This window comes from Spirillospora sp. NPDC046719 (assembly GCF_040645715.1).
Taxonomy (GTDB): Bacteria; Actinomycetota; Actinomycetes; order Streptosporangiales; family Streptosporangiaceae; genus Spirillospora.
The window spans coordinates 1-22,277 of record NZ_JBEYYT010000060.1 but is presented as its reverse complement, the minus strand read 5'-3'; the positions used below and the strand labels follow the sequence as shown (position 1 = coordinate 22,277).

The following is a 22,277-nucleotide window of genomic DNA, read 5'->3' as shown; positions in this document are numbered from 1 at the left end:
GCTGTCCCGCAAGGGATCGGTTCGGGCTGGACCGCAACCCTCGGGTTGGAAGCCCCTTCCTTCAGGTGGGGAGCGGAGTCACGTACGCCTCTCGTGGTCGTCGGGTCGGTCGGCGGAGTTGACGTCGGCCGGTTCGGGTCGGCTGGTCAAGGGAGGTAGCGCTCGCGGCCGCTGGCGAGAAATTCCTCGCGCAGCGCCGCCTTGTCGGTGTCGCTCATCGGCTCGTAGGCTGGCGCACCCCGGCCCACCCAGTGGTACACGGGGTCGGTGGTGCGCCACCCTTCAAGCTGGAGCTGCTTCTTGCTGAGCTTGCCGGAGCCGGTCGTCGGCAGCGCGTGCGAGACGCGCACGAAGCGCGGCGCGCCCTTGGTGCCGAGGTCGTCCTGGGCGGCGAGGAACGCGGCGAACTCCAGGTCGGCGAACTCCACGTCGGCGGGGATCTCGATCGCGGCCATCACCTGGTCGCCGGAGCGCGGGTCCGGGACGCCGAACGCGACCGCGTCCACGATCTTCGGGTGGCGGCGGACGACGGTCTGGGTGAGCAGCGCGGAGATGTTCTCGGAGTCGACCCGGATCCAGTCGCCGGACCGCCCCGCGAAGTACAGGAACCCGGCCTCGTCGATGTAGCCGAGGTCGCCCGTCCAGTACCAGCCGTGCCGGACGCGCTCGGCGTCGGCCTCGGGGTTCTTGTAGTAGCCCTCGAACTTCTCGGCGCCGTCGACGTCGACGATCTCGCCGACCGCCTCCTCGGGGTTGGTGACGCGGCCGTGCCCGTCCAGGACGGCGCGGGCGCACGTCTCGCGGGTCTCGGGGTTCACGATGCGGACGCCGCCGTGCATCGGGACGCCGAACGCGGTCGGCGGGGCGTCCGGCACCCGCCTGATCATCCCGGCGCCCTCGCTGGACCCGTACCCCTCGACGAGCCGCGCGCCGAAGCGGCGCAGGAACGCGGCCTTGTCCTCCGGCGACGCCTCGGTGCCGAACCCGTGCGTGAGGGTGTTGTCGGCGTCGTCGGGCCGCTCCGGCGTCGTGAGGATGTAGCCGATCGCCTTGCCGACGTAGGTGAAGAACGTCGCCCCGTAGAAGCGGACGTCCGGCAGGAACCCGGACGCGGAGAACTTCGGCGTCAGCACGACGCACGCGCCGGCGGCCAGCGACGGCGCCCACAGCGCCATCAGCGCGTTCCCGTGGAACAGCGGCATCGGGCAGTAGCTGATGTCGTCGCGCTTGACGTCGTACTTGGCGCTGTTGTCGCGGCCCAGCTCGGCGAGCCGCCCCTGCGAGCAGCGGGCCGCCTTGGACGCCCCGGTCGTGCCGGACGTGAACAGCAGCAGCATCTGCGTCTTCGGGGTGATCGCCGGGTCGCGTTCGGGCTCGCAGGCGTGGCTCTCGACGAGCGGCGCGTAGCCGGGGTCGTCGACCAGCAGGAAGCGGTCGCGGGGGACGCCGACGTCCAGGCCGTCCAGCAGCTTCGCGCCGGCCGCGTCGGTGACGATCAGCTGGAGGTCGGTGTGCCGGACCTCCTGCTCCAGGTACGCGCCGGTCCGGGTCGGGTTGATCCCGACGATGGTCGCGCCGCTCAGCGCCGCCCCGCCCAGCCACAGGACGTACTCGGGCACGTTGTCGAGCAGCACGCCGATGTGGAACGGTCCGTCCCGGCGCAGCCCCCGGGCCAGCGACGCGCGCGCGGCGCTCTCCCTGACGACCTCGTCCCACGACCACGTCCGCTCGCGGCTGCGCAGGCCGGGCCGCTCGTCGCCCAGCCTCTCCAGGAGCAGGTCCGCGATCGTCTCGTCACGCACTCGCGCTTCCCCAGGCGGGCTCGGTGGACAGGACGCAGTGGGTGCCGCCGTAGATCGCCGTCATGCACTTGTTGCAGTGGATGCACAGCGACCCGGTGGCGGGCTTGTCCTTGATCCGGTTGATCAGGTCGGGCTCGCGCAGCAGCGCGCGGGCCATCGCGACGAACTGGAAGCCCTCCGCCATGGCGGTGTCCATGCCGGCGCGGTCGGTGACGCCGCCGAGCAGGATCATCGGCAGCTTCACCGCCGCGCGGATCTGCCGGGCGTCCTTGAGCAGGTAGAGGTCCCGGTACGGGTAGGACTTCAGGAAGTGCTTGCCGATCAGCTTGATGCCGAGCTTGGTCGGCTGCTTCATGACGGCGGCGAACTCGTGCAGCGGCGCGTCGCCCTTGAACAGGTACATGGGGTTGAGGAGGGAGCTGCCGGCGGTCATCTGGAGGGCGTCGACCGAGCCGTCCGCCTCCAGCCACCGCGCGACCTGGATCGCCTCGTCGATCCAGAAGCCGCCGGGCACGCCGTCGTCCATGTTCAGCTTCGCGGTGACCGCGACGCGGTCGCCGACGGCGTCGCGGACGGCGCGGCCGATCTCGCGGGCCAGCCGGGCGCGGTTCTCCAGCGACCCGCCGTACTCGTCCTTGCGGTGGTTGACCTTGGGGCTGAGGAACGAGCTGGTCAGGTAGTTGTGCCCCATGTGGATCTCGATCGAGTCGAACCCGGCCTCGATCGCCATCCGGCCCGCGCGGGCGTGCGCCTCGACGACCCGCTTGATGTCCGCGTGCGTGGCGGCCTTGGCGACGGTCTGCGTCGTCAGGTGGAAGTGGCGGCTCGGCGCGAGCGAGGGGAGCTTGTTGCTCTTGGGGTTGGCGACCGGGCCGGCGTGCCCGATCTGCGCCTGGACGGCGGCTCCCTCGGCGTGCACGGCGTCGGTCAGCTTCCGCAGGCCGGGCATCGCCTCGTCCCGCCAGTGGATCTGCCGGCTGTCGGTCCGGCCCTCCGGCGCCACCGCGCAGTACGCCACGGTCGTCATCCCGACGCCGCCGCGGGCGTGCCGGACGTGGAAGTCGATCAGCGCGTCGGTGACCTGCCCCTTCCTGGTCAGCCCCTCGTAGGTGGCCGCCTTGATGGTGCGGTTGCGCAGCGTGATCGGCCCCAGTTTCGCCGGGGTGAACACATCGGGGGTTTCCTTGGTCATCGAGTTCCCTGGGTGAGTCTTGCGGGTCGCCGCGGGCCCGGGTGGGTGCCCCTCGACGTTAATCAGCGGGATGCCCGGACGTTCCGGACATCCCGCTGACTGGGAGCGACGGGCCTCAGCGCGATTCGAGCGCCGCGGTGATCTGGTCGGTGTGGGACTGCTGCTCCAGCAGCTGCCGCAGCAGCCACAGCCGCAGGACGCGGGTCACGGCCGACGCCAGGTACAGCGCGGCGCCGAGCACCGTCACCGCCAGGAAGCCGGTGGCGAGCGTCTGCAGCGACCCGACGTCGCGCATGTCGTCCTGCGCGAGCGAGACGTTGTAGGCGACGAACGCGCCGACCACCCCGACGACCATCGCGAGCGCGCCGGCGATCCGGAGCGCGCCGTCGAAGCGCGGGCCGTCGGCCCGCAGCCTCTGCCGGGCCACGTCGTCCTTGAACTTCTCGCGTCGTTCCTCGGTGAGCATCGTCAACCTCCCAGGTAGTCGCCGGCCATCCGGCCCTCGATCTCGGCGGGCGCGCCGGCCGCCACGACCCGCCCGTTCAGCATCAGCGCCGCGGTGTCGGCGATCGGCAGCACGGCGCGCGCGAACTGCTCGGCCACCAGCACCGACAGGCCCTCCTCGACCAGCTCGGCGACCGTCTCGTACATCCGCGTCACGATCATGGGCGCGAGCCCCATGGACAGCTCGTCGAGCAGCAGCACCGCGGGGTCGGTGCCGAGCGCCCGCGACAGCGCGAGCATCTGCTGCTCGCCGCCGGACATCGACCCGGCGAGCTGGTCCCGCCGCTTCCCGAGGATCGGGAAGCGGCCGTACGCCTTCTCCTCCAGGTCGTCGAGCTTCGCGCCGGTTCCGGTGGCGGCCCACAGGTTCTCCCGGACGGTCAGGTTCGGGAACACGCCCCGGCCCTCCGGGATGGAGCAGACGCCCAGCTTCGCGGCGTCCTGCGCGGAGATGCCGTTGACCTTCCGCCCGGCGAACCGCAGTTCCCCGCCCGTCGCCGGGTGCAGGCCCGCGCACACACGCATGGTGGTGGACTTGCCGCCGCCGTTCGGGCCGAGCAGCGCCAGCAGCGAGCCCGGCCTGAGCGCGAGGTCGACGCCGTGCAGCACCTCGATCGCGCCGTACCCGGCGCGGACGCCGGCCAGCTCCAGCAGCGGCTCCGGCCCGGGCTCCGCCACGGTCTCCGTCCCGGTCATGAGACCGCCTCCTCGGTGCCGATGTAGGCGGCGACGACCTTCGGCGACTCGCGGACCTCCCGCGGCGTGCCGGACGCGATCAGCTCGCCGTAGTCCAGCACGTGGATGGTCGAGCACAGCCGCATGACCAGCGGCAGGTCGTGCTCGACCAGGCAGATCGCGAGGCCCTCCCCGGCCAGGCCGGTGAGCATCTCCGCGAACGCCTCGGTCTCCCGCTCGGTCTGCCCGGACGCGGGCTCGTCGAGCAGCAGGACGCGCGGCGAGGTCATCAGCGCCCGCGCCACCTCGACGACGCGGGCCCGCCCGATCGGGATGTCCGACACGTCGCGGTCGGCGATGTCGGTCAGCCCCGTCCGTTCGAGGACCCGGTCGGTGGCCTCGTTCAGGTCGAACCGCCCGCGGCGGCCGCGGCTGCGCAGGACGTCCCCCGCGACGCGGACGTTGTCGCGCACCGACAGCGACAGGAACAGCTCCAGCCGCTGGAAGGTGCGCGCCATGCCGCGCCGCGCGCGCTTGGCCGGGGACAGCCCGGTGATGTCGGCGCCGTCCAGCAGCACCTGCCCGGACGCGGGCTTCTGGAGCCCGGTGATGGTGTTGAACATCGTGGTCTTGCCGGCGCCGTTCGGGCCGATCAGCCCGGTGATCCGCCCTTCGTCCATGGTGAGCCCGACGCCGTCCACCGCGGTGTTGCCGCCGAACCGCACGGTGATGTCGCGTGTCTCAAGCAGGGGCATTCGCTTCTCCCCTCAGGGCGGGCGCGGGACGGGCCGGGCGGTGCGCGGCCGGCAGCCCGAGCGCCCGGTCGAGCTTCGCGCGCAGCTCGTCGGTGTACGGCTCGTCCAGGCCCGCCAGCTCCGGCGGCGTCTCGCGGGCGCCGCGCTCCTCCGTGACCATCCGTCCGACGACCGGCAGCAGCATGACCACGCACAGCGCGGCGATCGCGAACGTCCAGGCGCCGATCACATCGGTGACCGCCAAGGCGTACAGCGCCGCGCCGGCCGCGCCTCCCCCGTACAGGACGGGCCTGGCGCCGCGCAGCCTCCGGTAGGAGTCGGCGACGTCGTGCACGAACCCGCTCGGGTTCCGGCCGACGCCCATCCCGACCAGCGCGGTCATCACCAGGACGAGATGGCCGAGCGCGGTGTAGACGTTCGCCATGCCCTCGTGGCTCAGCGCCAGGTCGTTGAACGTGGCGACCAGCACGGCGGACCCGACACCCGCCATCAGCCCGCCGAACAGCGCGCCGCTGATGTAGCCGATCCCGGCCACCACGACGAGCATCAGCAGGCCGAGGCTGCCGACGAAGGTGAAGTTCTCCTGCGCGACGGTCCCGGTCGCGGACGCCATCAGCACGCCGCCGAGGCCCGCGATCGCCGCGGAGATCATGAAGACGCTCAGCTTCAGCCGGATCAGGTTCTGCCCGAGCATCGCCGTCGCGGCCGGGCTGTCCTTCATCGCCGCGAGCCGCCGCCCGTACCCGCTGCTCCGCAGCGCGGCGAGCCCGACGCCGATCAGCGCGAACAGCACCGTCGCGGTCATCAGCGAGGACGTCCCGTCCCGCAGGTCGAGCGGCCCGATCTTCAGCGGCGGGACGACCAGCGAACCGCCCGGGAACAGGGTGAACCTCATGCCGAACAGCTCGTGCTCCGTCGTATCGCGCAGCACCATGTTCGACAGGAACTCGCCGAACGCCAGCGTCGCGAGCGCGAGGTAGAGACCCCGCAGCCGCAGCGCGGGCAGCGCGACGAGCCCGCCGACCAGCGCCGCCGCCACCACGGCGAGCAGCACCCCCTGCACGTTCAGCCGCGCGTCCAGGCCGCTGCCGCGCACCCCGGCGTGGAACGCCACGACCGTCGCCACCGCGCCGAACGACAGCGGCGCGAGGTTCAGCTCGCCCGCGTAGCCGGTGAGCACGGTCAGCGACAGCGCGATGATCGCGAACGTCATGCCGAGCGCGAACGTCGTGACGCCGGAGTCCGACAGCAGCAGGCTGTACAGGTACACGCCGGCGATCAGGACGGCGCCCCACACCGCCGCCGAGCGGACGGTCGGCGGCCGGTACCGCTCGCGGGTCCGGACGGCGGCGCCGCGCAGCCGGTCCTGCGGCAGCACCACCAGCACCACGAACAGGATGATCATCGGCAGCGAGACCCGCAGGTTGCCGGTGAACGTCCCGGCGGACGGCAGGTACGCCAGCACGTAGTTCGCCGCGAGGCCCAGCACCATCGCTCCCGCGAAGGTGCGGGGGATGCTGCGCAGCCGGCCGAACATCGCCGCCGCGAACGCGTCGATCACCAGCAGGGTCAGCTGGTCGGCGTCCAGCGCGCCGCCGCTGATCGGCACGATCAGCACCCCGGCGAGCACCGCGAGGGTGGAGCCGAGCGCCCACGACAGCATCGCGGCGCGTTCCGGGTCGTGGCCGTTCAGCCGCAGCAGGTCCGGGTCGTCGACCGAGCCGCGCATCACCACGCCCGCCCGGGTGCGGGTGAACAGCACCCGCAGGCCGGCGGCGATCGCGACCGCCGCGACCAGGCAGACCAGCTCGTGGTAGCGGATCTCCACCCCGCCGAGCGTGATCTTCGCGCCGGAGCCGAAGAACATGTCCACGGTGCGGGCCTCGTCGGGGTCCCACACCCACTGCGCGAGGTACACGGTGCCGAGCAGGACCGCCACCGTCACGATGATCTTCGTGACGTCCGCGGTGCCGCGCAGCCCCTTCATGATCACGGCGTGCAGGGCCGCGCCCATCGCCGGGCCCACCACCCCGATCACCGCGACCAGCGCCAGCCACGCCGGCCAGCCCCACTGCTGGAACTGCCAGTACAGGAACGTCCCGAACATGGCCTGGGCGCCGTGCGCGAAGTTGAAGATGCCCGAGGTGTTGTAGGTCAGCACCAGCCCCGACGCCGCGATGGAGTACACCGCGCCGAGCACCAGGCCGAGGATCGTGTACGTCAGGAACGTCGTCATTGATTCACCGCCCTATGTCGCGCCTCCGGCGGAATCAGGAGGACCGGGGCTTGATGACGTCGCCGGTCAGGAACTTGGTGGACGTGCGGTCGCCGTTCAGCGCGGTGCCCCAGGTCTTCGGGTCGGTCTTCACCACGAAGTCGCCGCCGCACTCGAACTCGCCGACGTTCTTCGGGAACACCTGCTCGAACTTCGTCCCGTTCAGCCGCACCATCAGCGCGCAGGACGCGGGCTTGTTGGCGCCCGGGTCGGTCGGCGCGTGCAGCCCGCCGCCCGTCCACTCGTGGACCTTCGCCAGCTCGTTCACCATGCACTGCCGGGTCAGGTCCGACCCGCAGGTCTTGGCCGCCTGCGCCCACAGCAGGAACGCCGACGTCGCCTGCATGCCGAGCAGCGCGACCTTGCCGTGGTGGGCGTTGACGATGTCCATGTACTGCTTGACCGCCGGGACCTTGGCCGCGTTCTCGAACGGCTGGAAGATCATGCCGACGTTGATGTCGTTGCCGACGCCCGCCTTGTTCCACTGCGAGACGAGCGTGCTGTACCAGGTCGCCTCGAACAGGTAGGTCGGCTTCACGCCCGCCCGGTCGATCGTCTCCAGCAGGCTGAACTGCCCCGGGTCCGGGGAGTCGGACGTCCACAGGTACTGCGCGCCGCACTTCTTGATCTTCTGCGCGAACGGCATGTAGCTGCTCTCACCGGCGTCGTTCAGCTTGATGCCGCAGTCCATCGGCTTGACGCCGATGGAGTTCATCGCCGCGGCGACCTTGCCGGAGCCCGTCTCCACGGCGGGCGACGTCGAGTGCAGCACGTCCGTCCTGCTCTTGAAGTCCGGGAACTGCTTCTCCGCGATCCGCAGCGCCCCGATGTTCATCAGGTCCACCGGGTACGGGACGGCCTCGTACTTCATCGGCCCCATCGCCGCGTTCGGGCCGACGGTGTAGCCGGCGACCGTCGGCAGCTTGCAGCCGACCCGGTACTGCTCCGCCGCGTCGTCCATCGCGAAGCCCTGGCCGACCAGCATGAAGTCCTGCTTGCAGGCCTGCTGCACCACCTTCACGGACTGGGTGTAGGCGGCGTCGTACTGGTCGCCCTTGATCGTGCGGCCGTTGATGCCGCCCTGCTGGTTGCACCAGTCGATCATGGCGCTGACCGCGTCGCCCATCTCCTTGGACAGGCCCGGCGCGGAGGTGAACCCGCGGTCGTCGCCGAACCCGATGCGGATCTCCTTGTCGGTGACGCCCTGGTCGGTGGAGCCCTTCGCGTCGCCCTTGCCGCACGGGGACGGCAGCGTCCCGAACGAGGTGGCGGTCGCGGCGGCGCCGGTGGTGCCGCCGTCGCGCGTCCCTCCGCCGCCTGACGTCGCGTCCGTGCCGGAGCGCGAGCTGGCGCAGGAGGCCAGCAGCGTCACCGCGAGGGCGCCCGCTGCGAGGCGTCCGATCTTCTCGACCTTCATTAGGCCGTTCTCCTTTCACCGGCCGCGGCGAAGCGGCGGTGGGGTGGGTGAGGTGCGGCGGGGGGCGTGCTCTCTGCCCTCGGCCGGGGCGCGCCCGGTCGGCCGAAGTGGTCGGCCGGTGTGGTCGGCCGAAGTGGTCGGCCGAAGTGGTTCGAAGTGGTCAGCCGAAGTAGGCCTGGCCGCCGTCCAGCGGGACGGTGGCGCCGGTCAGGTAGCGCATGGCGGGCTGGACGAGGGCGACGACGGCGTTGCCGATGTCGGCCTCGCAGTCGCCGATGTAGCCGAGCGGGATGGTCTTGCGGAACTCCTCCGCGGCCTCCGGGTTCGCCTCCGCCCACTGCTTCAGCCCGGGTGAGAGGGCGTGCGGCGCGATGGAGTTGGCGCGGATCCCGTCCGGGCCCCACTCGGCGGCGGCCGTCCGGGTCAGCGACCGCAGCGCCTGCTTGGCCGCCGCGTACGCGCCGTACGTCGCCGGGTCCCAGCGGACCATCGCGGACGTGACGAGGTTGACGATGCTGCCGCCGCCCCGCGCCTTCATGTGCGGGTGGCACGCCCTCATGAACGCGAACGCCGCGAACGGGCCGGTCATGAAGCCCTTCTGGAACTTGGCGTCGCTCATCGTCAGCAGCGGCCCGTAGGCGCCCGAGTAGGCGTTGTTGACGAGGACGTCGACGCCCCCGAACCGGGCGGCGACCGCGTCCACCACGCCCGGGATCGCTTCGGTGTCCGCCACGTCGCAGGCGAACGGCTCGGCCTCCGCGCCCCGCTCCCGGACGAGGCCGCACGTCGTCTCCAGCTTCGCCGGCGTCCGGCCGAGCACGGCGATCGCCGCGCCCTCGGACGCCAGCGCCAGCGCGATCCCCTGGCCGACGCCCTGGCCCGCACCGGTGACGATCGCGACCTTCCCGTCGAGGCTTCCCATGTCATCCCCCTGCATCCGTCCTGGTGCGGTCATGGTGATGTGACGCGGCCCACGCGTTCGTCGCAGTCCCGCTGACCGGGAACGCTCCAAGTCGGGCGGGTACCCTGCGGCTCGGTCTCGCTCAGCGGAAAGGGCCGCTGGATCCCGCGGCCGAGGTGAGAGCCTTCGGCCACGCGAGGAGGAGGCCACATGCCCACGACGGCGATGGAGATCATGCAGCGGCTGACGGGGCCCGGCGGCGAGTTCGAACTGCGCGAGGAGGACGTCCTCGGCGCCCGCCTCCCGGTGTTCGCCGGGCGGGCCCGGAGCCTGGGCGAGGTGCTCGCCCGCTCCGCCGGGTACGGCGACCGCGACTACATCGTCACCGCGACCCGCCGGCTGAGCTTCGCCGAGCACGCCGCGCAGGCCGCGTCGCTGGCGAAGGCGCTGCGCGAGGAGCACGGCGTGCGGCCCGGCGACCGCGTCGCCATCGACGCCGCCAACACCCCCGAATGGATCGTCGCGTTCTGGGGGGCGATCGCCGCGGGCGCCATACCCGTCGGGTACAACGCCTGGTGGGCGCCCCGCGAGATCGAGTACGCCCTCGGCCACACCGAGCCGGTGCTCGTCGTCGCGGACGCCAAGCGCGCCGCCCAGTTGCCCGCCGGCACCCGCGTCCTCACGGTCGAGGAGGACGTCCCGGCGCTCGCGACCCGGTACCCGTCCGCCGCCCTGGACGTCCCGGACGCCGCCGAGGACGACCCGGCGGTCATCCTCTACACCAGCGGCACGTCAGGCCGCCCGAAGGGGGCGGTGCACTCGCACCGCAACCTGACCTCGGTGATCGAGTACCACCGGCTGAACGACGCGCTGCTGCGGGCCTTCGGCGACCCCTCCGACCCCGCGTCCCGGCGCTACCTGCTCGCGCTGCCGCTGTTCCACATCGCCAGCCTGCACAACCTCGCCGTCCCCCGGCTCGCCACCGGCACCGCCGTGGTCATGCACGAGGGCGCGTTCGACGTCGACAAGGTCCTGCGGCTGATCGAGAAGGAGCGCGTCACGAACTGGGGCGCCGTGCCCACGATGGCGAACCGGATGATCGAGCACGGCGACCTGTCCCGGTACGACACGTCCTCGCTCACCGGGTTCGCGCTGGCGTCCGCGCCGTCCTCCCCGGCGTTCAAGGAGAAGCTGCGCGCCGCGTTCCCGCCGGCCGCGAACGCCCTCGTCGACAGCTACGGGCTCACCGAGACGTGCACGGGCGTCGCCGTCGCGTCCCCGATGGACCTGGCCGAGGCGCCGGGCACGCTCGGCCGCCCCGTCGCGGGCGTCGCGCTGGAGATCCGCGACCCCGACGGCAAGCCGCTGCCGGAGGGCGAGGAGGGCGAGGTCTGCGTCCGCAGCGCCTACAACATGCTCGGCTACTGGCGCGACGAGGAGGCCACCGCCCGCGCCATCGGCCCCGACCGCTGGCTGCGCACCGGCGACATCGGCATGGTCGAGCAGGGCCGCCTCCGCCTCACCGCCCGCCGCTCCGACCTGATCATCCGCGGCGGCGAGAACGTCTACCCGGCCGAGATCGAGAACGCCCTCGCCGAGTACCCGGGCGTCCGCGAGTGCATCGTGCTCGGCGTCCCGCACCCCGACCTCGGCCAGGAGGTCCTCGCCGTCGTCGTCTTCGGCGCCGACCCCGCCTCCGAGGCGGACCTGACCGCGTTCGCCCGCGAGCGCCTCGCCTACTTCAAGGTCCCGTCCCGCTGGAAGATCACGACCTCGCCCCTGCCCCGCAACGCCACCGGCAAGGTCATCCGCCGCCAGGTCGAGAAAAGCCTCGACTGATTCGTTACCGGACGAACCGGCCACCACCCCGAAGATCGCTTTAGGATCCTCGGCCATGACCGGAGTGATCACGCCCGACCAGTGCCCGGACTGTGCCGACCCGCTGACGCCGGTCGCGGGCTTTCCGGCCTGGTGCGCGGCCTGCGGATGGGGCGTGATCACGGCGCCCGCCAGCCCGGCCCCGCGGCCCGGCCTTCTCCGCGCGCGCCTCGACCAGAGGTCGGCGCGGATGGTCGAGTCGCTGTACGAGGAGGTGGCGGGCTCCTCCGCGCACCGCCCGGGATGGGACGCCGCGCGGGTCGCCTCCTACGGGGTCGCGCTCTGCGTGCACGCGCTGGCCGTCGCCCTCGCCGCCACCGCCATCTGCCTGATCGTCCTGATCCCGAACATCGTGACGGTCGTCCTGGCGATCGTGGCCGCGCTGATCGCCTGGGCGATCCGGCCGCGCTTCGGCAGCTTGCGCAAGACACCGGACGTCCGCCGCCGCGCCGACGCGCCCGCCTTGTTCGGCCTGCTCGACCGGGTGGCGGCCGATCTGGGGGCGCGGCCGATCGACGCCGTCGTCCCATCCGAGGCGTACAACGCCGGCTATGTCGCGCTCGGGCTGCGCCGGCGCCGCGTCCTGGTCCTCGGACTCCCGCTGTGGGAGGCGATGCCGCCCGAGCAGAAGGTCGCGCTGCTGGGCCACGAACTGGCGCACGGCGTGAACGGCGACGCCAGGCACGGGGTGATCGTCGGCACGTCCCTGTCCACGCTGGGCCGCCTGCACGGCCTCCTCCGGCCGGGCCCTAGGGACCACAGGCAGAATTACTTCATCGACCTCGCGGTGCGGACGATCCAGCGGGTGGCAAGCGGCTTGGTCGCCGCCGTGTTCGTCCTCCAGCAAGCGCTCACCCTCCGCGCCGGGCAGCGCGCCGAGTACCTCGCCGACGACCTCGCCGCCCGGATCGCCTCACCGGCAGCCACCGCCGACATGCTCGGCACGCTCCTGGTCGCGGAGGACACGCACGCCACGACCGTCCAGCAGCACATGCTCAACGACCGCAAGACGGACTACTGGGATGCCTACCGCGACGCGCTCGCCGCCGTCCCCGAGTCCGAGCGCGAACGCCGCCGCCGCACCGCCGCGCACCGGGCCCTGCGCGTGGACGAGAGCCACCCGCCCACGCATCTGCGCATGGCGGTGCTGCGCGGCCGTCCGGCCGCCGAACCGGCGGTCGCCATGGAGCCCGGTGAGGAGGAGCGCATCCGCGCCGAACTCGCCGCCGAGTACGGCACGATCGCCCGCCGCCTCCGCGACGACGCCCGGGAGCGGCTCTACCGCCACTGATCCGGGACGCGCGATCGGCCGTAGCCGCATCCTCCGTAGAACGCATCTACGTGATCTGGGGCGAGAATCGGCGCCCCACCGCACAAGGGTCAGCGGGGGCGGGGTGGGTGTTTGGCTATGAAGAGGCCCTCGGCGGTGACGCAGGTGCGGCCGTTCGCGCTGATGGCGCCGGTGGTGCGGATTTTGCGGCCGTCGACGGAGACCTGGCGGGCGGTGACCGTCAGGGGCTCGAACAGCGGCGTCAGGTGGTGGTAGCGGAGGGTCAGCTCCGCCGTCATGCCGGACGTGCCCGCCCAGCCGTTCGCGACGCCGAGGGTGTGGTCGAGCAGGAGGGCGGAGACGCCGCCGTGGACGCTGGACGGCGGGCCCTGGTAGGGCAGGTCCAGCGTGACGGTGCTCTCGATGGAGCCGTCCGGGCGGCCCACGTAGGCGAGCGGCGGGGCGATCGGGTTCTCCGGGCCGGTCGCCGGGTCGTGGCGGGTGTTGCCGTCGCCGCGCCACATGTTCACCAGGCGGTCGCGCAGCGGCGGGGCCTGCGCCTCCAGGTCGTCGGCGACGGCGTTGAGCCGGTCGGCGATGTCGGCCATGTCGGCGCCGGAGATGTCGCCGGCCCGGACGAGCGCGCCGATCACCCGGCGGGCCGCGGCGGCGGCGCCGTCCACGCCGCACGCGCCGCGTTCGGCCTGCAGGTCCATCGGCATCAGGCCCTCCCGGCGGGCTGCGGGTCGCGGGGCAGGCCGAGGAGCCGTTCCCCGATGATGTTGAGCTGGACGTCGGTGGTGCCGCCCGCGATCGACATGTTGCGGGAGTTGAGGAACATCCACGTCGGGTCCTGCATGCCGCCGGCGCCCTCGCCGGTCAGCGCGTCCGCGCCGATCCAGTCGACGGCGGTCTCCCACACCTGCTGGATGTGCTCGACGCCGATCAGCTTGCCGATGCTGGACTCGGCGCCGGGCTGGCCGCCGGCGAGCGAGCGCAGCGTGGTGCGCAGGCCGAACAGGCTGCTGGACTGGGCGTCGCAGAGGATGCCGCCGAGGGTGGTGAGGCGCTCGTCGTCGGCGCCCTCGGCGGCGAGTTCGAGGAGGGCCTCGCCGCCGCTGCCGAGCGAGGAGTCGTTCGACAGCGAGACGCGCTCGTTGGCGAGGGTGGTGCGGGCGAGCCGCCAGCCGTCGCCGGGCCGGGCAACCAGCAGGTCGTCGGGGACGAAGACGCCGTCGAGGAAGACCTCGTTGAACAGCTCGTCGCCGGTGAGCTCGCGCAGCGGGCGGATGTCGATGCCCGGCGACCTCATGTCGAGCAGGAAGTAGGACAGGCCCTTGTGCTTGGGGACGGACGGGTCGGTGCGGGCGAGCAGGATGCCCCAGTCGGCCTGGCGGGCCATGGACGTCCAGACCTTCTGCCCGGTGATCCGCCAGCCGCCGTCGACCTTCTCGGCGCGGGTGGACAGGGCGGCGAGGTCGGAGCCGGCGCCGGGTTCGGAGAACAGCTGGCACCAGCGGACGTCGCCGCGCAGCGAGGCGGGCAGGAACCGCTCGTGCTGGGCGGGCGAGCCGTGCGCGATCAGCGTCGGGACGACCCAGTTGCCGATGATCATGTCGTGGGCGCGCAGGTCCGCGGCGCGCATCTCCTCGGAGATGACGAGCTGGGTGACGGCGTCGGCGCCCTTGCCCCAGGGGGCGGGGAGGTGCGGGGCGGTGTAGCCGCGGTCGGCGAGGTAGCGGGTGCGCTCCGCGCCGGTGAGGGCCTTGGCGGGTGCGAGTTCGGCGCGGATCTCCGCGCGGATCGCCTCGGCCTCCTCGGGGAGGTCGATGCCGAGCTCGCGGCGGACGCCGGCGAGGGTGAGGGACGCGACGCGGCGCCGCCAGGAGGCGGTGGAGCCGAGCAGGACGCGCAGGGTCTGGGTGCGGCGCAGGTAGAGGCTCGCGTCGTGCTCCCAGGTGAAGCCGATGCCGCCGAGGGTCTGGATGCAGTCCTTGGCGGTCTGGAACGCGGCCTGGACGCTGGTGGCCCCGGCGACGGCGGCGGCGAGGGACGCCTCGCCGGGCTTCGCGGCGGGGTCGTCCTGGGCGCGGGCGGCGTCCCAGGCGCAGGCGCGGGCCTGCTCGGCGTGGGCGAGCATCCGGGCGCAGCGGTGCTTGACGCCCTGGAACTGGCCGATGGGGCGGCCGAACTGCTCGCGGACCTTGGCGTACTCGGCGGCGGTGGTGGTCGCCCAGTCGGCGAGGCCGGACGACTCGGCGGCGAACAGCGTCGCGGCGAGGTCCCGCACGTCCTGCGAGTCCAGATCCACAACCGACTCCGCGGGGACGGTCGTGTTCTCCAACCTGATCCTGGCCAGGCGGCGGGTGAGGTCGTGGCTCGGGAGCGCCTCCACGGTGACGGCGTCGCGCGGCAGGACGACCCACGCCGTCGCGTCGCCGTCGGCGGCGGGCAGGACGAGCACGTCGGCGAGTTGCCCGCCGAGCACCGGCGCCGAGACGCCGGTCAGCGCGATGGCGCCGCCGGTGCGCGACAGCGTCACGCCGCCCGCGTCCAGCCCGACCGCGCCGAGCGTCGTGCCCGACGCCAGCCCGGGCAGGTGCGCGGCGTGCCCGGCCCGGTGCAGCACCGCGCTCGCGAGGACGGTGGGCAGGAACGGTCCAGGCGTCATCGCCCGGCCGAGCTCCTCCGCCACGACGGCCAGCTCGACCAGCCCGTACCCGGCGCCGCCCGCGTCCTCCGGCAGGTGCAGGCCGAGCAGGCCCTGCCCGGCGAGATCGTCCCAGAACGCCGGCGCCTGCTCCGTCCCGGCGTCGACGGCGGCGCGGACGGCCGCCTGCGTCACCTGCCGGGACGTGAAGGCCCGCACCGCGTCGCGCAGGTCGCGGTGCTCCTCGGTCAGCCCGATGGTCATAGGTGTGAGTCCTCAGATCCGTTCGATGATGGTGGCCGTGGAGTGCGCGCCGCCGGCGCACATCGTGACGAGCGCGGTGGACTTGTCCGCCCGCTCCAGCTCGTTCACGGCCTGGGTGATCAGGCGGGCGCCGGTGGAGCCGACCGCGTGGCCGAGGGCGATGGCGCCGCCGTTGACGTTGACCCGGTCCATGTCGGGCTCGTGCACCGACGCCCACGACAGCACGACCGACGCGAACGCCTCGTTGATCTCGACGAGGTCGATGTCGGAGAGCGCCATCCCGGCGCGGTCCAGCACGTGCGAGGTCGCCTCGACGGGGCCGTCCAGGTGGTAGTACGGGTCGGAGCCGACCATGCCGGACGCGACGATCCGGGCGCGCGGCCGCAGCCCGAGCGCGGCGGCCTTCTCGGCGGACATCAGCAGCACCGCGGCGGCGCCGTCGCTGATCTGCGAGGAGTTGCCGGCGGTGTGGACGCCGCCGGGGACGACCGGCTTCAGCCCGGCGAGCGCCTCGGCGGTGGTGTCGCGCAGGCCCTGGTCGCGGGACACGACGGCGGTCTCGCCGGTCGGGCCCTCCCTGGTCATGACGGGCGCCTCGATCTCGACGATCTGCCCGGCGAACCGGTCCTCGTCCCACGCGCGCCGCGCCTTGGCCTGCGACGCGACGCCGAGCGCGTCGGCGTCCGCGCGGGTGATGCCGCGCTTCTCCGCGATCCGCTCGGCGGCGGTGAACTGGTCGGGGTAGTCGATCTCCCAGCCGTCGGGCGCCGGGCTGCCGGTGCCGGGGGCGAGCGCCTGCCCGAGGAACACCCGGCTCATCGCCTCGACGCCGCAGCCGATGCCGGCGTCGATGGCGCCGGACGCGATCAGCCCCGCGATCAGGTGCACCGCCTGCTGCGACGACCCGCACGCGCAGTCGATCGTGGTACAGGCCGTCTGGTACGGCAGGCCCGCGTACAGCCAGGCGTTGCGGGTGACGTTGTTGGACTGCTCGCCGACCTGGGTGACGCAGCCGCCGACGACCTGCCCGATCGCGGCGGGGTCGACGCCCGCGTGCTCCAGCAGCCCCTTCTGCGTCAGCCCGAGCAGCTGCGCCGGGTGCAGCCCGGACAGCGCGCCGTAGCGCTTGCCGACCGGCGTGCGGACGGCGTCGACGATCACGGCCTCGGCCATGGGGATCTCCTTCTCTCTTCGCCGACCAGCGGCGAGGCGCCGTCGGGAGGCGCTCGATGGCGACGGCTCGCCGCGGCTCAACGAGCGGGGTCGGTGAGGACGCGCTCGGCGCAGCGGTCGTCGGCCTTCATGGCGGCGAGACTAGAATTCGTTCTCGATACTGGCAAACGCGGTCCCACTCACCGGTCCGTGCTGACCAAGCGGGTGTATCGGGCCCGCTCAGCGGGACGGTCGCCGCGGGCCAACTAGAATACGTACTAGTCTCCGGTCCGGCCGACACGCACGGACATACCGGGAGCATTGATGAACGCTGACCTCTCCCTGGCGGGCCGCACCGCCATCGTCACCGGCGCGGGCGCCGGGCTCGGCCGCGCCGAGGCCCTCGCGCTGGCCGCGCAGGGCGCCAACGTCGTCGTCAACGACATGGGGCCGGCCGCCGAGAAGGTCGTCGCCGAGATCACCGGGGCGGGCGGCAGCGCGATCGCGGTCACCGGGGACGTCGGCGACTGGTCCATGGGCGACACCCTCGTCTCCGCCGCCGTCGACACCTACGGCTCGCTGGACGTGCTGGTCAACAACGCCGGCGTGCTGCGCGACAAGATGCTGTTCAACCTCTCCGAGTCGGACTGGGACGACGTGATCCACGTCCACCTGAAGGGGCACGCGTCGGTGTCGCGCGCCGCGGCGGTGCACTGGCGGGCGGCGAGCAAGGCCGCCGGCGGGCCGGTCTACGGCCGCGTGGTCAACACCGCGTCCGAGGCGTTCCTGTTCGGGTCGCCGGGCCAGCCGAACTACTCCGCCGCCAAGGCCGGCATCGTCGCGCTCACGCTGTCCACGTCCGCCGGGCTCGCCCGGTACGGGGTCCGCGCCAACGCGATCTGCCCGCGCGCCCGCACCTCCATGACCGAGGCGACGTTCGGCGAGGGCACCTCCCCCGGGGGCCTGGACGCGATGGCCCCCGAGCGCGTCGGCACGTTCGTCGGCTACCTCGCCTCGCCCGCCGCGGAGAAGATCAGCGGCCAGGTCTTCATCGTGTACGGCGACATGGTCGCGCTGATGGCGGCGCCCGTCGTCGAGCAGAAGTTCACCGCGGCGGACGGCGTGTTCTCCGTCGAGGAGTTCGGCGAGCAGATCACGCCGTACTTCGCGGACCGCGACGCCCGCCGGACGTACGCCGCCTACAGCGTGGCCGCGCTGGACACCACCGGCACCAACGCCCGCTGATCTCGGCATGTCCGAAGGCCGCCCCCGGCGCGGAGGGGCGGCCTTCGGCGTCTTCCGGTGACACGACCGTACAGCTCAGAAGACGGTACAGGTCGGAAGAGGTACAGGTCAGAAGACGGCCGGGCCCCGGAGGGTGGCCTCGGCGCCCCCGTCGACGTAGATCACCTGGCCCGCCATGTGCGAGTTCGCGGGCGACACCAGCCAGGCGAGCGCCTCGGCGATCACGATGGGGTCCGCGTACCCGTTCAGCGGCATCGGCACCGCCTCGTTCATGATCTTGAACATCCGCTCGTCCTCGAACAGCGGCGCGCTCATCGGCGTCCGGACGACGCCGGGCGCGACCGCGTTCAGCGGGATGCCGGCGCCCGCCCACTCGGGGGCGACCGACACGCGCCGCAGCCACTGCGCGAGCGCCGACTTCGACGACGGGTAGAGCCGGTTGCCCTGCTCCGCCGCCAGCACCCGGTCCGCCGCCGCGAGCGCGGCGGGCTCGTCGCCCTCCAGGCACGCGCGCAGCACCGCGTCGTCCACCGGCTGCGTCCCGGAGATCGAGCCGACCACGGCGGCGCGCGGCGCCCGCGCCCCGGCGAGCGCCGGGCGCAGGCCGTCCAGCAGCGCGACCGCGCCGAAGTAGTTGACCTGGACGGTCAGCGGCGTCGGCCCGGTCACCCCGGCGCAGGCGACGGCGCCGTCGAGCGTGCCGCCGGAGCGTTCCAGCACCTCGGCGACGGCCTGGATCCGGCCCTCGGCGGTGCTCAGGTCGGCGCACACCTCGGCGTCGCGCAGATCGACCCCGATGACCTCGTCGCCCTGCTTCGCGAGCAGCTCCACCAGCGTCTTCCCGATGCCGGAGGCCGACCCGCTCACGGCGATGACGCGTCCCATGTACGACTTCCTTTCGATGTCCCGGACGGGTCCGGACGGGTCCGGACGTGCCGGTGGGCCGCCGGACGGCGTCCCGGAGGGCTAGAGGTGCGAGCCTCCGTCGACGCGCAGCTCGGCGCCGGTCAGGTAGGCGGCGTCCGGCGACCCGGCGAACGCGATGACGGACGCGATCTGCTCGGGGTCGGCGACCCCGAACGGCGACACGATCCGCGTGAAGTAGCTGAGGTCGATCCCCTTGGGAAACATGTCCGCCCTGGTCAGCGGGGTGTCCACGGTGCCGGGTGAGATCGGCACCACGCGGATGCGGCGCGCGGTCAGCTCGGCCGCGAGGCTCAGCGAGAACGCCAGCACGGCGCCCTTGGACGCCGAGTAGGCCGTCATGTACGGGTTGCCCTGCGTGGCCGACAGCGACGAGGTGTTGATGATGACCCCGGTGCCGTCCGGGAGGTGCTTGAGGGCCTCGCGGCAGAACAGCGCGGTGCCGACGAGGTTGACGTTGAAGATCCACGTCAGGTCCGCGACCGACAGCGTCTCGATCGGGGTGGTCCTGTGCACGCCCGCGACGTTGACCAGCACGTCGATGCCGCCGAGCGTCTCCGCCGCGGCCGCGACCGCCGCGATCACGGCGGGCTCGTCGGCGACGTCGGCGACGCGCGTGGCGACCGTGCCGGGGCCGGGGGCTCCGGCGGCGGTCCCGGCGAGCCCGTCCTCGGACAGGTCCACGGCGAAGACCGCGGCGCCCTCGGCGGCGAGCCGGTGCGCGGTGGCCCGCCCGATGCCCGACCCGGCCCCGGTGAGCAGCACTTTCACGCCGTCATAGCGATTCATGCCGGAACGCTAACCGCGGCCCGGCACGCCCCGCCGGGACGATCCCGATGAACGGGAGCGTCTACTCGGGGGCGTCCCCGGGGGCGTCCCCGGGGGCGTCCCCGGAGGCGTTCCGGGAGGCGCTTCCGGGGATGGTCCCGGGCTCGTTGCCGGGGGCGTTCGAGCGGGGCGCGAGGATCAGCTTGCAGGCGAGCCGGATGTCGGTCTCGACGTCCGCCATCGACGAACGCCCGTTCAGGCTCGACTGGAGCACGCCGTACCAGCACTGCATCAGCAGCCGGACGAGCGTGACGTCCTGCGCGGTCGGCACCTCGATGCCCACGGCGCGCAGCAGGATCTCGCGGAAGGTGTTGTCGATGTGGACGGTGTCGGCGACCGTCGCGACGTGCGCGGTGTTGGACGCGTGCAGCATCGAGGCCGACAGCACCGGCTGCGCCATCAGGTACCGGCTGGCCTGCACCAGCATGTCGGCGACCGCCTCCTCGGGGGCGGTGCCGGGGGTGGGCTCGGTGACCTGGTCGCGGAGCCGGTCGACCTGCGCCGCCATCACGCCGGTGAACAGGTGCACCTTCGACGGGAAGTACCGGTACAGGGTGCCGATCGCCACCCCGGCGGCCTTCGCGACCTCGTGCATCTGGACGCGCTCGAGGGACTTCTCCGCGCCGATGCGCGCCGCCGCGCGGAGTATGCGCTGGCGGCGGTCGTGCTGCTCGGGTGAGCTCGGCTCGGCGGACAGCCGCGCCGACGCGATCCTCGCCACGATCCTCCACGTCCTTTCCGGTGCTGACAAGGAACAATATCCGGAGTCCCGGCACGTCCCGCGATCGTCGATACCGGTCAGTGGGACCGGGCGGCCTCGCGCGCCGCGGCCCCGCTTACGTTGTGGCCGCGCCAGCACCCGAGGCTCGAAGGGGACGTCACGTGGGAAACGCCGGGGAATCGTGGGACGACGAATACGACGTCGTGGTGGCCGGTTCGGGGGCCGGCGCGATGGCGGGGGCGCTCGCGGCGGCGTCCGGCGGGCTGCGGACGGCGGTCCTGGAGAAGACGCGGGTGCTCGGCGGGACGTCCGCGTACTCGGGGTCGGCGATCTGGCTGCCCGGGACGAAGGTGCAGGAGCGGGCCGGGATCGGCGACTCGGCCGAGTCGGCGCGCACCTACCTGCGGGCGCTGATCGGCGACGGCACCGCCGCGCACCGGGAGGCGTTCCTGGAGACCGCGCCCGAGCTGGTGGACTTCCTGGAGCGCGACCCGGCGATCGAGTTCGAGTTCCAGCCGTTCCCCGACTACTTCGACGCGCCCGGCCGGATGGCCATGGGGCGCTCGTTCGTCCCGCTGCCGCTGCCCGCCGAGCGGCTCGGCGACCTCGCCGGGCTCGTCCGGCCGCCGGTCGACCGGGACCGGGCGGGCCGCGGGCACTCGGCGTCCAAGCCGCTGGTGCAGGGCCGGGCGCTGATCGGCCGGCTGCTGCTGGCGATCACCGCGACGGGCAACGGCGACGTCCGCACCGGTACCGCGCTGACGGGCCTGATCACGCAGGACGGCCGGGTCACCGGCGTCCTCGCGGCGACGGCGGACGGCCCGCGCCGGTTCCGCGCCCGGCGCGGCGTGCTGCTCGCGGCCGGGGGCTTCGAGTCGTCGGCGGCGCTGCGCGGCGAGCGCGGCGTCCCCGGCGGCGCCGGCTGGACGATGGCCCCGGACGGCGCCAACACCGGCGACGCGATCACCGCGGCCGTGGAGGCGGGCGCGTCCACCGGCCTGCTCGACCAGGCGTGGTTCTGCCCCGGCGTGCTGACGCCGGACGGCCTGCCCGCCTTCACGCTCGGCTTCCGCGGCGGGCTCATCGTGGACGGCTCGGGCCGCCGGTTCGCCAACGAGTCGCTGCCGTACGACCAGATGGGGCGGCGGCTCGCGGCCGCCGAGGGCCCCTTCCACCTGATCTTCGACGCCCGCTCGAAGGGCCTGCCGGCGATCTCCGTCCCGCCGGTGGCGGCGGAGGAGCAGGTGGCGTCGGGCAGGTGGGTCGAGGCGGGTTCGCTCGCCGGCCTCGCCGCGAAGACCGGCCTGCCCGCCGACGCCCTCACCGCCACCGTGGAACGCTTCAACGGCCTCGCCGCGAAGGGCGTGGACGAGGACTTCCACCGCGGCGAGGACCCCTACGACCTGTTCTTCACGGGCGGGAAGCCCGGTCTCGTCCCGGTCGACGAGCCGCCGTACTACGCCGCGGAGATCGTGCTCAGCGACCTCGGGACGAAGGGCGGGCTGCGCACCGCCCCGGACGGCCGCGTCCTCGACGGCTCCGACCGCCCCATCCCCGGCCTCTACGCCGCGGGCAACACCAGCGCATCGTTCACCGGCCCCGTCTACCCGGGGCCGGGGATCCCGATCGGATCGGCGATGGCCTTCGCCTACCGCGCCGTCCAGGACATGAGGAGGAACCGCACGTGACTTCCGCCAGAGGGCGCGCGGCCGCGATCGCGGCCGCCGCCGTGGCCGCGGCGGGCCTCGCCCCAGATCGGTAGAGCGTCGTGGTGGGAAAGAGTGTGCCAAAAAATGTGTAGATCTGGGTGGTGGGAGTATGATT

18 protein-coding genes are annotated in these 22,277 nt (G+C 73.0%); 4 read left to right on the top strand and 14 right to left on the bottom strand.

All coding sequences use genetic code 11. The features are described from left to right. Positions 1-146: 146 nt before the first annotated feature. The 8 genes from casI to ABZ914_RS13605 form a co-directional block, all read right to left on the bottom strand. Complete coding sequence (gene casI, locus ABZ914_RS13640; protein ID WP_500193259.1) at positions 147-1,802, bottom strand: steroid-22-oyl-CoA synthetase; 1,656 nt, start codon at positions 1,800-1,802, stop codon at positions 147-149. Continuing rightward, positions 1,795-2,994 (bottom strand): NADH:flavin oxidoreductase, encoded by a 1,200-nt coding sequence (locus ABZ914_RS13635; RefSeq protein WP_500193258.1) that lies wholly within the window; start codon positions 2,992-2,994, stop codon positions 1,795-1,797. The genes casI and ABZ914_RS13635 overlap by 8 nt, the downstream gene beginning before the upstream one ends. A gap of 115 nt (positions 2,995-3,109) precedes the next feature. Beyond that, positions 3,110-3,460 (bottom strand): hypothetical protein, encoded by a 351-nt coding sequence (locus ABZ914_RS13630; protein ID WP_500193257.1) that lies wholly within the window; start codon positions 3,458-3,460, stop codon positions 3,110-3,112. A gap of 2 nt (positions 3,461-3,462) precedes the next feature. Continuing rightward, positions 3,463-4,194 carry an ABC transporter ATP-binding protein gene (locus ABZ914_RS13625; protein ID WP_500193256.1) on the bottom strand — a complete coding sequence of 244 codons (732 nt, stop codon included), beginning with the start codon at positions 4,192-4,194 and terminating at the stop codon, positions 3,463-3,465. Then, a complete protein-coding gene (locus ABZ914_RS13620) occupies positions 4,191-4,928 on the bottom strand; it encodes an ABC transporter ATP-binding protein (RefSeq protein ID WP_500193255.1) in 738 nt (245 codons plus the stop codon). The genes ABZ914_RS13625 and ABZ914_RS13620 overlap by 4 nt, the downstream gene beginning before the upstream one ends. Continuing rightward, positions 4,915-7,164, bottom strand: a complete 2,250-nt coding sequence (locus tag ABZ914_RS13615) for a branched-chain amino acid ABC transporter permease (RefSeq protein ID WP_500193254.1) — start codon at positions 7,162-7,164, stop codon at positions 4,915-4,917. Before ABZ914_RS13615 ends, ABZ914_RS13620 begins: the two co-directional genes overlap by 14 nt. Before the next feature lie 34 nt (positions 7,165-7,198). Next, on the bottom strand, positions 7,199-8,620 hold the full coding sequence (locus ABZ914_RS13610) for an ABC transporter substrate-binding protein (protein WP_500193253.1): 1,422 nt from the start codon (positions 8,618-8,620) through the stop codon (positions 7,199-7,201). A 160-nt stretch (positions 8,621-8,780) separates the two neighbouring features. Further along, the gene (locus ABZ914_RS13605; protein ID WP_387022644.1) at positions 8,781-9,542 is read right to left on the bottom strand and encodes an SDR family NAD(P)-dependent oxidoreductase; all 762 of its coding nucleotides are present in this window, start codon (positions 9,540-9,542) and stop codon (positions 8,781-8,783) included. A gap of 189 nt (positions 9,543-9,731) precedes the next feature. On the opposite strand from ABZ914_RS13605, the gene casG reads away from it, so the two are divergent. Both casG and ABZ914_RS13595 read left to right on the top strand, forming a co-directional pair. Beyond that, on the top strand, positions 9,732-11,360 hold the full coding sequence (casG, locus tag ABZ914_RS13600) for a steroid-24-oyl-CoA synthetase (RefSeq protein ID WP_500193252.1): 1,629 nt from the start codon (positions 9,732-9,734) through the stop codon (positions 11,358-11,360). A 55-nt stretch (positions 11,361-11,415) separates the two neighbouring features. Further along, positions 11,416-12,690, top strand: a complete 1,275-nt coding sequence (locus tag ABZ914_RS13595; RefSeq protein WP_500193251.1) for a M48 family metallopeptidase — start codon at positions 11,416-11,418, stop codon at positions 12,688-12,690. A gap of 89 nt (positions 12,691-12,779) precedes the next feature. On the opposite strand, the gene ABZ914_RS13590 is transcribed toward ABZ914_RS13595, so the two are convergent. The 3 genes from ABZ914_RS13590 to ABZ914_RS13580 are packed head-to-tail and all read right to left on the bottom strand — an operon-like array spanning position 12,780 to position 16,756. Next, positions 12,780-13,391, bottom strand: a complete 612-nt coding sequence (locus tag ABZ914_RS13590; RefSeq protein ID WP_500193250.1) for a PaaI family thioesterase — start codon at positions 13,389-13,391, stop codon at positions 12,780-12,782. Continuing rightward, complete coding sequence (locus ABZ914_RS13585) at positions 13,391-15,583, bottom strand: acyl-CoA dehydrogenase family protein (protein ID WP_500193249.1); 2,193 nt, start codon at positions 15,581-15,583, stop codon at positions 13,391-13,393. The genes ABZ914_RS13590 and ABZ914_RS13585 overlap by 1 nt, the downstream gene beginning before the upstream one ends. Before the next feature lie 12 nt (positions 15,584-15,595). Continuing rightward, positions 15,596-16,756: a steroid 3-ketoacyl-CoA thiolase gene (locus tag ABZ914_RS13580; protein ID WP_500193248.1), complete on the bottom strand. Its 1,161-nt coding sequence runs from the start codon at positions 16,754-16,756 to the stop codon at positions 15,596-15,598. Between the two features lie 303 nt (positions 16,757-17,059). On the opposite strand from ABZ914_RS13580, the gene ABZ914_RS13575 reads away from it, so the two are divergent. Further along, complete coding sequence (locus ABZ914_RS13575) at positions 17,060-17,980, top strand: SDR family NAD(P)-dependent oxidoreductase (RefSeq protein WP_500193247.1); 921 nt, start codon at positions 17,060-17,062, stop codon at positions 17,978-17,980. 108 nt (positions 17,981-18,088) lie between these two features. On the opposite strand, the gene ABZ914_RS13570 is transcribed toward ABZ914_RS13575, so the two are convergent. The 3 genes from ABZ914_RS13570 to ABZ914_RS13560 all read right to left on the bottom strand — a co-directional run bounded on the left by ABZ914_RS13570 (position 18,089) and on the right by ABZ914_RS13560 (position 20,453). Beyond that, positions 18,089-18,865, bottom strand: coding sequence for an SDR family oxidoreductase (locus tag ABZ914_RS13570; protein ID WP_500193246.1), 777 nt, complete (start codon positions 18,863-18,865; stop codon positions 18,089-18,091). 81 nt (positions 18,866-18,946) lie between these two features. Further along, a complete protein-coding gene (locus tag ABZ914_RS13565; RefSeq protein ID WP_500193245.1) occupies positions 18,947-19,693 on the bottom strand; it encodes an SDR family NAD(P)-dependent oxidoreductase in 747 nt (248 codons plus the stop codon). A gap of 61 nt (positions 19,694-19,754) precedes the next feature. Then, positions 19,755-20,453: a TetR/AcrR family transcriptional regulator gene (locus ABZ914_RS13560; protein WP_500193244.1), complete on the bottom strand. Its 699-nt coding sequence runs from the start codon at positions 20,451-20,453 to the stop codon at positions 19,755-19,757. Positions 20,454-20,614: 161 nt separating this feature from the next. Here ABZ914_RS13560 and ABZ914_RS13555 point away from each other — a divergent pair, with 161 nt between their 5' ends. Then, positions 20,615-22,141, top strand: a complete 1,527-nt coding sequence (locus ABZ914_RS13555; RefSeq protein ID WP_500193243.1) for an FAD-dependent oxidoreductase — start codon at positions 20,615-20,617, stop codon at positions 22,139-22,141. The last annotated feature ends 136 nt before the right edge of the window (positions 22,142-22,277 follow it).

Excerpts from the sequence above, each read along its gene's own strand:
- ABZ914_RS13635 (WP_500193258.1), bottom strand. The coding sequence starts at position 2,994 with ATGACCAAGGAAACCCCCGATGTGTTCACCCCGGCGAAACTGGGGCCG.
- ABZ914_RS13630 (WP_500193257.1), bottom strand. The coding sequence starts at position 3,460 with ATGCTCACCGAGGAACGACGCGAGAAGTTCAAGGACGACGTGGCCCGG.
- ABZ914_RS13625 (WP_500193256.1), bottom strand. The coding sequence starts at position 4,194 with ATGACCGGGACGGAGACCGTGGCGGAGCCCGGGCCGGAGCCGCTGCTG.
- ABZ914_RS13620 (WP_500193255.1), bottom strand. The coding sequence starts at position 4,928 with ATGCCCCTGCTTGAGACACGCGACATCACCGTGCGGTTCGGCGGCAAC.
- ABZ914_RS13615 (WP_500193254.1), bottom strand. The coding sequence starts at position 7,164 with ATGACGACGTTCCTGACGTACACGATCCTCGGCCTGGTGCTCGGCGCG.
- ABZ914_RS13610 (WP_500193253.1), bottom strand. The coding sequence starts at position 8,620 with ATGAAGGTCGAGAAGATCGGACGCCTCGCAGCGGGCGCCCTCGCGGTG.
- ABZ914_RS13605 (WP_387022644.1), bottom strand. The coding sequence starts at position 9,542 with ATGGGAAGCCTCGACGGGAAGGTCGCGATCGTCACCGGTGCGGGCCAG.
- casG (WP_500193252.1), top strand. The coding sequence starts at position 9,732 with ATGCCCACGACGGCGATGGAGATCATGCAGCGGCTGACGGGGCCCGGC.
- ABZ914_RS13595 (WP_500193251.1), top strand. The coding sequence starts at position 11,416 with ATGACCGGAGTGATCACGCCCGACCAGTGCCCGGACTGTGCCGACCCG.
- ABZ914_RS13590 (WP_500193250.1), bottom strand. The coding sequence starts at position 13,391 with ATGCCGATGGACCTGCAGGCCGAACGCGGCGCGTGCGGCGTGGACGGC.
- ABZ914_RS13585 (WP_500193249.1), bottom strand. The coding sequence starts at position 15,583 with ATGACCATCGGGCTGACCGAGGAGCACCGCGACCTGCGCGACGCGGTG.
- ABZ914_RS13580 (WP_500193248.1), bottom strand. The coding sequence starts at position 16,756 with ATGGCCGAGGCCGTGATCGTCGACGCCGTCCGCACGCCGGTCGGCAAG.
- ABZ914_RS13575 (WP_500193247.1), top strand. The coding sequence starts at position 17,060 with ATGAACGCTGACCTCTCCCTGGCGGGCCGCACCGCCATCGTCACCGGC.
- ABZ914_RS13570 (WP_500193246.1), bottom strand. The coding sequence starts at position 18,865 with ATGGGACGCGTCATCGCCGTGAGCGGGTCGGCCTCCGGCATCGGGAAG.
- ABZ914_RS13565 (WP_500193245.1), bottom strand. The coding sequence starts at position 19,693 with ATGAATCGCTATGACGGCGTGAAAGTGCTGCTCACCGGGGCCGGGTCG.